Here is a 12,747-nt window from a genome sequence, read left to right on the forward strand (position 1 = left end):
CACTTGTCAGATTTCACGAACATCGCACATCGCCTATAGGAGACCATCGTGAAGTCACGCGCCCTTCTCGCCGCCGCTTTTGTCCTGTCGCACATCGCACTGGTCGCCCCATTTGTTCCACTGGCAAATATTCTTCCTGCCGGTTTGGGTGCGTTGGCGATTTCATCAATGTCCCTCTCCTTGATCCTCGCCGCACGTTGGCGCCTTATAGATCGGCTGACCGGAGGTCCGGACAAATCATACGGCCTTCACCGTTATCTCGGCTTTTTTGCCTTGTTCGGCACCCTCGGCCATTGGGCGCTGGCTTCCTCGGTTGGCTCAGGCGTCTTGCCTTCGCTCGCCGAAAGCGGAGAAGACGTCGGCACCATTGCTGCCTTCGGTTTGATTGGCATGACGGCGGCCGCTTTGGCGCGGGCCCTGCCCTATCACATCTGGAAAATGAGCCACATGCTCATGGGGCCAGTCTTTTTGCTCGCGGTATATCACACGTTCTTTGTTGCAAGCCCACTGGCGCTTGGCGCCGTGCCTTGGGTAGTCCTCGCGGTAATGAGCGGCTTGGGCGGCATTGCCTGGGTTCAAACGCTTATGCGAAAACGCTCTCCTACACGTCTGATGACAGTCGAAAAGATCAACTCATTTAGCGGAGGGATCGATGTGACACTGCGCTCATCCAGTGCACTTCCCGCTTTTCACGCCGGTCAATTCGCCACTCTTGCAAAAAACGAGGCCGGTGCCGAAGCACATCCGTTCACCATCGCTGGAGGCGATGCTCACACCCGTCGCTTTGTGATCCGTGCCGCCGGAGACTGGACCAAAACTCTCGTCTCTTCTGCTCAACCTGGCACGCAGTTGCGGGTCGGGCGCGGAGAGGGCCGGTTTCTGCCACAAACCACTGCAAAACGCCGACAGCAACTCTGGGTTGCCGGCGGCGTGGGGATTACCCCGTTTCTGGCCGCCCTCGAAACGATGACGCCAGACGACAAAGCTCCGGTTACGCTTATCTACTGCATCCGGTCTGAAGACAGCGCCGGAGCCCTTAAGGATATAGAAACCCATGCCAACCGACTGCCTCAGCTGGACCTAATCGTGCTGTCTGCGGATTCAGGCGACACTCTGACAACAGAACGCTTGTCCTCCATTCTTACGGGCATTCCCAAATCCGCACACGCCTATCTGTGCGGGCCTGAAGGTCTCAAGACTCTTGTTACAGAGGCATGGGAGATTACCGGTATGACCGGCCGAATTCACAGCGAGCGTTTTGACTTTCGCGGCGCCTATGGCTTGAGCGATCTGATGACAATCGGCGAGCGCCTTGTTAAGTGGGGGCAAAACGTGGCTTTCAAAGTTGGAAGGAATGCCAATGCGCCTGCTGGTTCTTGAAGATGACACAACGCTTGGGCCATGGATCGAACAAGGCCTGAGCGAAGCAGGCCACGTTGTCGATCTGTTCGGTGACGGCAAAGATGCGCTCGTCGCGGCCACAACCCAGCCGTATGATGTTTTGATCCTGGACCGGATGGTTCCGGGGCTTGACGGTCTTTCGGTTCTCAAAGCCCTGCGGCAAGCCAAAATCGTCGTTCCCGCTATTTTTCTGACCGCCCTTGGCGACGTCGACAACCGTGTCGAAGGACTTCAGGCCGGCGGCGACGACTATTTGGTAAAACCCTTTGCCTTCAGCGAACTCAACGCAAGGATCGAAGCCATCACGCGCCGCAGAAGTGGTCAGGATATGGACAGCGCGATACTGACCGCAGGCGACATTTCCATTGATCTGCACAAACGGATTTGCACGCGTCAGGGACAAGTTGTGGACCTGAATCCGAAAGAGTTTCTGTTGCTCGAGGTGTTCATACGCTCCAAGGGGCGGGTTCAAACACGTACGATGTTGCTCGAACGGGTCTGGAACATGAATTTCGATCCAACGACCAGCGTGGTGGAAACTCACATCAGCCGCCTGCGCGCAAAAATTGAAAAACCTTTCAAAGATTCGGTCATCCGCAACATTCGGGGCACCGGCTATGTCTTCGAACCTGTTTAAGCGCATATTACGGCAATCAGCACTTCGTCAGGCCCTAAGCCTGATTGCCGTTTTCGCCGTCACGTCGTTGATCATCTGGTCCGCGACATACTGGTCCGTCAGGAGTGAGATCAATCGCTTGGTCGACGCGCGCCTGTCCACCCAGATGCAAGCTGTCGTGACAGCTTTGGCCAACGATGATCCCCTGCCCGTCGCCGGCTTCGGCCAATCCATCGCGGTGATTTCAGGCGATCGGGTCGTCCGGGGATCTCTGCCTTTCGCACTTTCGAGTGTGACATTGGAGGATGGTTTTTTCCGGTACGATACCAATTCCTATCGCGTGTCCGACGTCAGGTATCTGGTGCAGTCAGTCGATGATGGGCAGGTCATCGTTCTGGAAGATGTTGAGCGGCAAGATGAAGTGTTTGAAGTCATGCAAAACGGTTTGCAAGGCGCGCTCATCATTTCGCTGATCGCTGCTCTCATCACCAGTTTGCTCATCGCACGCCGTAACCAGGTACGTCTGGACGCCATCGGCGACGGGCTCGCCAAGGTCGCGCACGGCGAACTCAGCACCCGCATTGACTTACCCAAAGGTAACGATGACCTGAGCCTATTGGCGCTGCGGATTGACGCAACAACTGCAAGGCTTGAGCAAAGCATTGACCAGATCCGTGTCCAGTCCTCAAATATCGCCCATGATCTCCGGACACCGTTGGCGCGTCTGCGGGCCTTGATTGAATCTCGCTACATTGCGCTTGAGACCAAGAAGGATCCGGTAAAACTCGAGGATCTGGAAGCCGCACTTGCTCAGATAGACCGCATCGTCGGCACATTTGACGCGCTCCTGCGAATTGCCCGGATCGATAGTGGCGCACGCAAGTCTCGCTTCAGAAAGTTTGACCTTGGCGAGGTGGCAAAGGCCACCGAAGACACCTTTGGACCGGTCATCGAAGACGCCGGTCAAAAACTGCAGGTTTCCATTGATGCACCTGCGCAAGTTTCCGGGGACTTTGAGTTGTTGGTACAGCTGGTTGCCAATTTGCTTCAGAACGCGCTGAGATACGGGTCTGCTGATCAGACAATCAGTCTAAAGGTACACGGGCGATTGTTGCAGGTGACGGATCAGGGGCCCGGAATCCCGTTTGCGGAGCACGACAAAGTGCTTGAACCGCTTTACCAGTTGGAAAATGCCCGCCAAGGTGAAGGCTTTGGTCTCGGCCTGTCACTGGTACGTTCCATCAGCCAGCTCCACAACGCGCAGCTGTCCCTGTCAGATGGCCCCAACGGCCAAGGCCTTTCCGTCGCGTTGCGGTTTCCAAGACTTACAGATTTGTAAGCCACAGCAGAAAAAGAGTTCAGAAATGACGTGCACTTCATCCATATCCAAATGGAAGAAGGCAGCTAACTATGAACCGGTCTATACTCCGCGGAGCCCTTGCGCCTCTTTTTGTTGTGCTTGTGCTTGCACTGGCCACTTTTTACCCCAGTAATCTGTCCGAGGATTATTCCATTTCCCGAAACGGTCATGCCATGCCGGTCGTGCAAGGCACCGAAAACTTTGCTCGCCACATCAACATTGCTCTGCCACTTGCGATGGCAATCGTATTACGGGATTGGAACGGGCTCGGACAAATTTTCCTTGTCGCCGCCACAACCAGAGGCGCGACACTCGGGCAGAAACACCTGTTCAATGATGTGATGGTCGGGAATACACGCCTAGGGCAACGCCCGATTTCGCCCAACAGAAACCACAACATGCCGTCAGGACATTCTTCCGCCGCCGCCGCAGGCGCATGGTTCACAATGCGGCGGTATTCCATGTGGTTCGGATTGATTGTCATACCGGTTTTGTTTCTTACCATGTACGCCCGCTACATGATGGATGCGCACACGATTTCAGCCACAATCGCCGGCGCCGCCACTGGTATATTGGCGACATCCATCATTGTGCGTCACGCACCCGGCTTGCGCAGGCGGATCGGAGTTTGGCTCTCCAACGCGCTACGCCGTTTTCAATTCTCGGAAACACAACCTGCAAACCGCGGCACCTGACCAGGCGGCGATGTGAGGGCGCTTACAACTCTGTAAATTTCCCGTCAGGCATCTGTATGGGCCTCTGATTAGGTCATCTACAACAGCAAATCAAAGGAGACCTCTCATGGAAAAAGTCAAATCCACAATCCTCGTCGCGATCGGCGCCGCCATTGCCGCCGCTGCGTTTGGTTTTTTTGCCACCGTCGGTTTTGCCCTTGTCGGCGCGCTTGCCATTGCGACGCTGCTCGGCGCCGGCTTCACAACCGCCATGTCATTTTTTGCTCGCAAACAGCATCGACAAGAAGCCTAAGCACTTCGCGGCCAGAGAGGACAAAAAACGTGTGGTGATGTTGAGCGTTAAACCAGAATAAGCGCCTGATTTAAAAAAGGAAATCAACACCCATTTGTGGGTGGCGGAGGGGACGCGACTCGGATCAGACCCTCTCTACCCCTTAAGTCATTGTAATAATTGTCGTTTATGTGAGTTCGCGAGTTAACTGGCTTAAACGCGACTGACAGCGAACACCGTCTGCGGACCAACTTGAGCAAGGCAAATCTCATTCGGCGGCGTTCCAACCACGATACCAATCCACAAAATGCTGCACGCCCTCCCGAATGTCCGTACGAGGCAATTTCCCAACCAAAGCTTCTACCAGGCTCGCATCTGCCCAGGTTGAAGGCACATCCCCAGGCTGCATCGGCATCAAGTTGCGCTGCGCCTCACGCCCAGTCGCGGCTTCGATGGCCGCGATGAATTCATTCAGCGCAATGGGCATCCCGTTTCCAATATTAACGACCCGAAATGGTGCGACTGGCGAAAGGGTGTCCATCAGGCCAATTGGATCTGTTCCGGGGACAGTTCCAGCTAGACGCACTATTCCCTCGACCAAGTCTTCGACGTAGGTAAAGTCACGCTGCATGTTGCCATGGTTATAGACATCGATTGGCTCACCATCGAGGATCGCTTTTGTAAACTTGAACAACGCCATATCAGGACGTCCCCAGGTTCCATAAACAGTGAAAAATCGGAACATGGTCGTCGGAATACCAAACAAATGCGCGTAGGAATGCGCCATCGCTTCATTGGCAATTTTGGTCGCCGCATAAAAACTCATGGGATGAACGGCCCGATGCTTCTCGGCATAGGGCATCTCGGTGTTGGCGCCATAGGCAGAACTAGTAGACGCCATCATCAGGTGCTTGGGCTTGCAGGCCCGTGCCGCTTCCAAGACCTCGTGCGAGCCTATCAAGTTTGATGCAACATAGGACCTTGGTGCATCGATCGAATATCTAACACCTGCCTGAGCCGCTAAATGGACAATCACATCAGGATCAAATGTCCGGACCAGCTCAGTCAGGCGTCCCTCCTCCTCGAGCATTCCTTGCTCAAAAGAAAATCCTGGCTGAGCCTGCAGAAAAGATAAGCGAGCCTCTTTCAGTTTGGGACTGTAATACGGCGTCATGCCATCAAAACCCATCACCTTCCAGCCGTCACTCAGCATTCGTTTTGCAAGGTGGAACCCGATGAAACCGGCAGCGCCGGTGATGAAAACTCGCCCCGTCATCGTGCTGCTCCTTTCACACCAATCCGTCCCGTTGCGCCACATGCATGATGGCCTCGAGGAACCCCTTGACAGACCCGCAATCGAACCGTTGCCCGTTCAGCGCCACAGCCTCTACCTGACCGGCGGCTGCTTGAGTGTTGATCGCGTCTGCCAGTTGGATTTCGCCACCGGCACCGGGCGCTTGGCCACGCAGAATCTCGAAGATGTCAGGCGTGAGGACATAGCGGCCGATCGACGCCAGGTTTGATGGCGCCTGCTCGAAGGCGGGCTTTTCGACAAGGCCCGCGACACTGCCAGAAGCAGTTCCAGGCCGCACTACGCCATATTTCGAGATGTCGAGGCCGTTGACTTCCATGACCGACAGCTGCGTGTGACCTGAGACTGCATAGCCTTTGACAAGATCGGCGGTTACACCTGCCCCCTCGTAGGTCAGGAAGTCGTCGGCCAGGAGAACCGCGAAGGGAACATTACCTACAGCGCGTTCGGCGCAGAGGACTGCATGGCCCAGGCCCAGCTGCTCTGGCTGGCGCACGAAAATGCATTCGACGCCCTGCGGAAGGATATTCCGCACCATGTCGGCTTGGTCTGTCTTGCCCTTGGCCCGCAGCGCGGCTTCCAGTTCTTGATTGCTGTCGAAATGATCCTCAATTGCCCGCTTGTTGCGCCCCGTCACAAAGATCAGCGTATCAATCCCAGCTGCGATCGCTTCCTCGGCCGCATACTGGATGAGCGGTTTGTCCACGATCGGCAGCAGCTCCTTCGGCATGGCCTTGGTGGCCGGCAAGAACCGGGTGCCAAAACCGGCAACGGGAAATACAGCTTTGCGAACGGGTTTCATATTGAGGGAGACTTTCTGAACGTCGTCTTGTGTTGAAAATGCGGGATTGGTGGTCTTGGTGAGTTGTGACGGAAACTTGGGCGTTACCCAGAATACCCGCCGGTTTGATACCAGCGCCAGGCATCGGCGATCATGTGCTGCAGCGTCGAGCGCTGCGGTGACCAGCCCAATTCTTCGGCCGCACGCCTGCTGCCGGAAACCAGTGCCGCGGCATCACACGCCCGGCGCCGGCCAAAACTGTGCGGAACGTCATGGCCAGTCGCTGCCTTACATTCGGCAATCACCTCTTTGACTGAAAAGCCAGTGCCTGTTCCCAAGTTAAAAACTCGGCTGCCTTTGCCCTCAAGCAGCCATTCGAGGCCTTTGATGTGGGCGTCGACCAAATCCATCACATGGACGTAATCACGCACGCAGGTGCCGTCCGGTGTCGGATAATCCGTGCCATAGATGGTCAGGGCGTCCCGCTTGCCGGCGGCGGCCTCGATCATCACCGGGATCAGGTGCGTTTCTGGTTGGTGCCACTCGCCGACTTCTGCTTCAACGTCGGCGCCTGCAACGTTGAAATATCGAAACACCACCGCCTCAATGCCGTGGCTCACGCCAAAGTCTCGCAGGATCTCTTCGACTGCGCGCTTTGAGGCGCCATAGGCATTGAGCGGCATCTGAGCGCTCTGTTCATCCAGAACGACGCCATCTTGGTCGCCATAGGTCGCACAGGTCGAGGAAAATACCATGTGCTTGCAACCCGCTTCCACCATGGCTTCGACCAAGTTCAGCGAGCCCAGCACGTTGTTGCGCCAGTAGCGCCCCGGTTCTCGTGTCGCCTCACCCACCTGGCTCAGGGCTGCGAAATGCATCACTGCGACCGGTTCATATTTGGCAAACACCGCATCCAACGCGTCACGATCCAGCAGATCGCCCTGAACGAAGGGGCCAAACTTCACCGCACTGGCCCAGCCTGTGACAAGACTGTCGAAGGTCACTGGAATATAGCCCTGCCGCGCAAGCAGTTTGCAGGCATGAGAGCCGATGTAGCCGGCACCGCCCGTGACCAAGACATGTTTCATGCAATTGCCCTTCAAACACGCATTTAAGAAATATCCAGGTTCAAACCGACCGCAACTGATCGGCACCCACCGCAACCCGGGTCTGACCGCCCATGATCTCCATCAGGACCCAGACCCGCCGGTCGGATGCGATCTTTTCCACCTCTGCCACAAAATTGGCAAAGGGCCCCTTGGTCAGGGTGACCTGATCCCCGGGCTTCAAGAGCTTTGGTGGCAGCAATTTGCCCTTCGCATCGCAGCGCAGCATCAGCTGCGAGACCAGATCCAGCGGCACCGCCGTCGGCTCCTTGCCGAAGCTCACCAGCCGCGTGATGCCGTAAGTCGAGTTGACCGTTCGCCAGAACCCGCGCGCCACATCGAACGCCACGAAGATGTAACCGGGAAACAGGGGCCGCATCGCGGTGACAAACTTGCCGTTCCGCTGACGGGTTTCCTCTTCCATCGGCAGGAAGGTTCTGAAGCCCTGGCGCTTGAGGTTCTTGTCCGCGATGTTGGCGCAGTTCGGTTTCAGCTGCGCCAAAAACCAGCTTGTGCTGCGATCGTGGAATGTCATCTTGCAACCTCATTAAAACTTTACCACCCACATATCGCTCGAACTTGAACAGATGCAAGTCAGGTTTTCCGGAAGATGTGTGATATTTTGATGAAGACGACGGAGCGCTCACTGTCCAGATCATTGATATAATGAGATAATCCAGCACTATCAGCTTGATACGTTTTGCCACTCACGCAAACGTCCGACCGACTTGAAGACGGATCGGAGGCTGAGTTGGACGGGAGTGGCGAGATTACCGAGTTTCGGGCGGCGCAATATGTGCGCATGTCGACGGAGCACCAGCAGTATTCGACCCACAACCAGTCCGACAAGATCCGCGAATATGCCGAAAAGCGCGGCATCGAGATCATCAAGACCTATGCCGATGACGGCAAGAGCGGCCTCTCCATCGGCGGGCGCGCAGCTCTGCAGCAGTTGATCGCCGATGTGGAATCAGGGGCCGCCGACTTCAACGTGATCCTCGTCTATGACGTCAGTCGCTGGGGGCGGTTCCAGGACGCGGATGAAAGCGCCTATTACGAATACATTTGCAAGCGCGCCGGCATCAACGTCGCTTATTGCGCTGAGCAGTTCGAGAACGACGGCTCCCCCGTCTCGACCATAGTCAAAGGCGTCAAGCGCGCCATGGCTGGGGAATACAGCCGGGAACTCTCGGTCAAGGTCTTTGCGGGCCAATGCCGTCTGATTGAACTGGGTTTCCGCCAAGGTGGCATGGCTGGGTTCGGGCTGCGCCGCGTGCTTGTGAACGAACGCGGCGAGATCAAAGGCGAGTTGAAACGCGGCGAGCACAAATCGCTGCAGACAGACCGCGTCATCCTGATGCCCGGGCCCGACGAGGAAGTGGCCTGGGTCAACAAGATGTATCGCTGGCTGATCGAGGAGGACCTGTCCTTCCGCGAGATCGCCGATCGCCTGAACGAGGAAGGCGTGACCACCGATCTGGATCGCCCCTGGAATTCCGGCACCGTCCGCACGGTTCTGACCAATGAGAAATACATCGGCAACAACGTCTACAACCGCTCCTCCTTCAAACTGAAGAAGCTGCATGTGGAAAACCCACCTGACATGTGGGTTCGCAAGGAAGGTGCCTTTGAAGGGATCGTGCCGCTCGAGTTCTTCCTGACCGCGCAGGAAATCATCACGGCGCGGTCGGCACGCCTTTCCGACGAGGAACTGCTGGATCATCTGAAACGACTCTACGCCGACGCCGGCCAGCTGTCTGGGGTGCTGATCGACCAGACGCCGGACATGCCGTCGTCATCAGCCTATCGCAACAGGTTCGGCTCGCTGGCACGGGCCTATGAGATGATTGGCTATCGCTCGGACCGCGATCAGGAGCGGATTGCGCTCAACAAGCGTCTGCGCGGGATGCACCCGGAGATCATTGCGCGCACGGAGGCGGCGATCGCGGAAGTCGGCGGCACGGTGGTGCGTGATCCCAAAACGGATCTTCTGACCATCAACGATGAAATGGTGGTCAGCTTGGTGCTGGCGCGTTGCCAACCGCAGGGCGATGGACGGCTGCGCTGGCGGATCCGGTTTGACCCGATGCGTTATCAGGCTGACGTCACGCTGGCGGTGCGTCTCGATCCCGACAATCGCGAGGAGCTCGATTACTACCTGCTGCCCTGGCTCGACCTCCCCCGGCAGGAAATCCGCCTCTGCAACCGCACCAACATCGCCTTCGAGGCCTTCCGGTTTGAGAACCTCGGGTTCTTCTACGGCATGGCCGAGCGGGTCGGCATTCGCCGGAAATGGGGATGAGGGCCAGCATGATGCTAATCAACGCAAGCACAAAACATGAACAATTTTGCCGAAAAAGGAAACCAACCCAATGATGACTGACACACCCGAGAGCGTCACGCTCGTCCCCATCGACAGGATCGAGGTCCTGAATTCTCGGGACCGCAACATGAAGGTTTTCGAGGAGATCGTCGAAAACATCCGCTCCATTGGCCTCAAGAAGCCGATCACTGTCACCGAACGCGAGGGCGCCGATGGGGCGCCCGCCTATTTGCTGGTCTGCGGCGAAGGCCGATTGAATGCCTTCCGGCTGCTTGGCGAAAGCCACATCCCGGCACTGGTCGTCAATGTGACCGATGAAGACGCCTTCATTATGTCGCTCGCCGAAAACATCGCCCGGCGGGGCCACAGACCGCTGGAGATACTGGCCGACATCGAACTTTTGCTCGCGCGGGATTACACCATCGACGACATTATCACCCGCACGGGGCTATCCGAGAAATACGTACGCGACATCGTTTTCCTGCTGGAAAAGGGAGAGGAGCGCCTGATCGAGGCGGTGCAGAACGGCACCATTCCGCTGACCACGGCCCTCGAGATCGCCCGCGCCAAGCATGACGATGAAAACCTCGGCGACATGCTGGAAGAGGCCTACAAGACGGGTCAACTGAAAGGGCATCAGATCACGGATGCCAAGCGGCTGATCGAAAAGCGCCGCGAAAAGGGTCCGAAAACCGGTGGCGATCGCCCGAAGCTGCCGAATTCGGCGCATTCGCTGGTCAAGACCTACCAACGCGAGGTCGCCCGCCAACACAAGCTGATGCTGAAGGCCGATCATGCGCATCAGCAGCTGCTCTTGGTGGTCCAAGGGCTGAAACGCCTCTTTGCTGATGAGCACTTCGTGACGCTCCTGCGCGCCGAAGGCCTCGACAGTCTGCCGAAATACCTCGCCGACCGCATTGAAACTGCCTGAACTCCGAAAAGGATGATCCCATGAATGACCTTAGCACCGTGAAACCGCTTTACCCAGGGGCCTTTCCCCAGGCCGACACCGACGACAGCGACGCGCCCTATCCCAAGGCCCCGCTGAACTTGACGCTCGGTTTTGATCTGGAAACCTTCCAGATCCCTCTTGAAGAGCTCATGCCCTCGAAAAAGGTCCCAGACGGCGTAATGACCACGCGCAAGTTCAAGCAGATCGTTTCTTCGATCCGGGAGATCGGATTGATCGAGCCGCTTTCGGTGATCAAACCGGACCCGGAGGCAGCGGGATTTCTGCTGCTCGATGGCAATTTGCGCGTTCTGGCGTTGAAGGAACTCGGTCAAGACACGGCGCCCTGCCTGATCGCCAAAGATTTTGAGACTTACACTTACAATCACCGGATCAATCGGCTCTCGACGGTGCAGGAGCACTACATGCTACGGCGCGCCATCGACAAAGGCGTCAGCAAGGAACGGCTTGCGCGGGCCTTCAACGTCAACCTTTCCACCATCAACAGCCGGATCAACCTGCTGCACGGCATCTGCCCCAAGGCGGTGGAACTGCTCCAGGACCATCAGTTTACGCCGGATGTGACCCGGCACCTGCGCAAGATGAAAGCTGCTCGGCAGATTGAGGCGGTGGAACTGATGATCGCGGCGAACACCATCACGGCCGCACACGCGGACGCCCTACTGAAGGCCACGCCGCCTGAACAGCGCACCGACTACAAGCCGCCGCAGCCAGAGCAGCCGAAGGGCGACCCGCTGGAACAGATCGTCAAACTTGAGCGCGAGATGAGCCAGGTGCAGGAAAAATACAAGCATGCCGAGGAAAACTATGGGTCCGAGCTGCTAAATCTTGTCGTCGCCAAAGGCTACCTGAAAAAGCTGATGGAGAACGAAGCGGTCCGCTCCTACGTGGCGCGACATGCGTTCGAGATCCTCGAGCAGTTCGAACTGGTGCTGAATACAGTGAGCATGGAAGAAGCGGTGGAGCAGGCCGAACGAGAAGATGGACCGAGCGGAGCCGAGTCGGTGGCACGGACACATCCCAAGCAAGATGACAGTAGCGCAGCATCGGACCCGGGCATAGCTGGTTAACTCGGGTGATGGGATCGACTCGGGATGAGCTTACGAAATCTTTGCCCAAGTGCTTGAGCTAAAAGCGACATGTGGCCGTTTGTCGAGCAGCTAACGCCAAGCCACGCTAGTGATCTTCGACTAGCAAAGATCATGAAGCGGCCTTGTGCTGACAAGGTTGTTCAGTTATGAGCTTTATGGAGCGCAAGGGCTACGGCATGGAAGCGTGTGTGAATTCCAGCCGCAGCCGTCGACCTACGCCAGGCTCCGCCTACGTCTAAGCGCCAAACTCGCAGATCGACTACCGCGCGCGATTTGACGAAAACCTCTTTTATCTCTGAATTTCCCTCTTGTTTGCATGCGCAGCATTTGCTATCGCTCAGAGTTGAACGATGTTGAAGCTGCTCTCATCCTCACCTTTGCATCCAACAAGGCGCCCAGCGGGCAGTCCTTGTGCGGTAGCCTGAGAAAATCACAAAATGACCAGCAAGCGCACCAAGCTGCAAGAGGACACGCATTTTCGCGTTCTTCGCCTTCTGCAAGAAAACCCTGAGATGTCACAACGGGAGTTGGCCGCCGCGGTTGGGGTGAGCGTTGGGGGCATGCATTACGTGCTGAATGCTCTGATTGAAAAAGGGCTGGTGAAGTTGGGGAATTTCACGGCGGCGGAAGACAAGCGGCGGTATGCCTATGTGCTGACGCCGAAGGGTATCAAGGAAAAATCTTTGATCACCGGCAGATTCTTGAAGCGCAAGTTGGCGGAATACGAAGCGCTCAAGGCTGAAATCAATGTTCTGCGCAGTGAAATCGAAAGCGATGCCGCACCAGAGCAGGCGCCCACTCTGAAGGGGCGATAGTGTGGC

Annotated in this window: 13 protein-coding genes; 9 read left to right on the forward strand and 4 right to left on the reverse strand. The window is 56.7% G+C overall.

All coding sequences use genetic code 11. The features are described from left to right. Nucleotides 1-48: 48 nt before the first annotated feature. The 5 genes from BM069_RS05455 (at nt 49) to BM069_RS05475 (ending at nt 4,364) form a co-directional block, all read left to right on the forward strand. A complete protein-coding gene (locus BM069_RS05455) occupies nt 49-1,380 on the forward strand; it encodes a ferredoxin reductase family protein (RefSeq protein WP_093321479.1) in 1,332 nt (443 codons plus the stop codon). Continuing rightward, complete coding sequence (locus tag BM069_RS05460) at nt 1,361-2,038, forward strand: response regulator transcription factor (protein WP_093321481.1); 678 nt, start codon at nt 1,361-1,363, stop codon at nt 2,036-2,038. The genes BM069_RS05455 and BM069_RS05460 overlap by 20 nt, the downstream gene beginning before the upstream one ends. Continuing rightward, entirely contained in the window at nt 2,019-3,356 is a 1,338-nt protein-coding gene (locus tag BM069_RS05465; protein WP_093321484.1) for a sensor histidine kinase, read from the forward strand. The genes BM069_RS05460 and BM069_RS05465 overlap by 20 nt, the downstream gene beginning before the upstream one ends. 71 nt (nt 3,357-3,427) lie before the next feature. Continuing rightward, a complete protein-coding gene (locus tag BM069_RS05470) occupies nt 3,428-4,072 on the forward strand; it encodes a phosphatase PAP2 family protein (protein WP_093321487.1) in 645 nt (214 codons plus the stop codon). 106 nt (nt 4,073-4,178) lie between these two features. Further along, nucleotides 4,179-4,364, forward strand: a complete 186-nt coding sequence (locus BM069_RS05475) for a hypothetical protein (protein ID WP_093321489.1) — start codon at nt 4,179-4,181, stop codon at nt 4,362-4,364. Nucleotides 4,365-4,611: 247 nt separating this feature from the next. Here the strand turns inward: BM069_RS05475 and BM069_RS05480 are convergent, their stop codons facing one another. The 4 genes from BM069_RS05480 to nusG all read right to left on the reverse strand — a co-directional run bounded on the left by BM069_RS05480 (nt 4,612) and on the right by nusG (nt 8,077). Next, nucleotides 4,612-5,619, reverse strand: coding sequence for an NAD-dependent epimerase/dehydratase family protein (locus BM069_RS05480; protein WP_093321492.1), 1,008 nt, complete (start codon nt 5,617-5,619; stop codon nt 4,612-4,614). A gap of 13 nt (nt 5,620-5,632) precedes the next feature. Continuing rightward, entirely contained in the window at nt 5,633-6,457 is an 825-nt protein-coding gene (galU, locus tag BM069_RS05485; RefSeq protein WP_093321496.1) for a UTP--glucose-1-phosphate uridylyltransferase GalU, read from the reverse strand. Between the two features lie 83 nt (nt 6,458-6,540). Then, entirely contained in the window at nt 6,541-7,524 is a 984-nt protein-coding gene (gene galE, locus BM069_RS05490) for a UDP-glucose 4-epimerase GalE (protein WP_093321498.1), read from the reverse strand. A gap of 40 nt (nt 7,525-7,564) precedes the next feature. Next, nucleotides 7,565-8,077 (reverse strand): transcription termination/antitermination protein NusG, encoded by a 513-nt coding sequence (nusG, locus tag BM069_RS05495; protein WP_093321501.1) that lies wholly within the window; start codon nt 8,075-8,077, stop codon nt 7,565-7,567. Between the two features lie 216 nt (nt 8,078-8,293). Between nusG and BM069_RS05500 the strand changes: the two genes are divergently transcribed. From BM069_RS05500 to BM069_RS05515, 4 genes are all read left to right on the forward strand, one after another. Further along, nucleotides 8,294-9,844 carry a recombinase family protein gene (locus tag BM069_RS05500; RefSeq protein WP_280137033.1) on the forward strand — a complete coding sequence of 517 codons (1,551 nt, stop codon included), beginning with the start codon at nt 8,294-8,296 and terminating at the stop codon, nt 9,842-9,844. Nucleotides 9,845-9,914: 70 nt separating this feature from the next. After that, a complete protein-coding gene (locus tag BM069_RS05505; RefSeq protein WP_062214569.1) occupies nt 9,915-10,796 on the forward strand; it encodes a ParB N-terminal domain-containing protein in 882 nt (293 codons plus the stop codon). Nucleotides 10,797-10,816: 20 nt separating this feature from the next. Then, nucleotides 10,817-11,905, forward strand: a complete 1,089-nt coding sequence (locus BM069_RS05510) for a plasmid partitioning protein RepB C-terminal domain-containing protein (RefSeq protein ID WP_093321502.1) — start codon at nt 10,817-10,819, stop codon at nt 11,903-11,905. 458 nt (nt 11,906-12,363) lie between these two features. Beyond that, on the forward strand, nt 12,364-12,741 hold the full coding sequence (locus tag BM069_RS05515; RefSeq protein ID WP_093321505.1) for a MarR family EPS-associated transcriptional regulator: 378 nt from the start codon (nt 12,364-12,366) through the stop codon (nt 12,739-12,741). The last annotated feature ends 6 nt before the right edge of the window (nt 12,742-12,747 follow it).

This window comes from Shimia haliotis, assembly GCF_900114415.1.
GTDB lineage: Bacteria > Pseudomonadota > Alphaproteobacteria > Rhodobacterales > Rhodobacteraceae > Shimia > Shimia haliotis.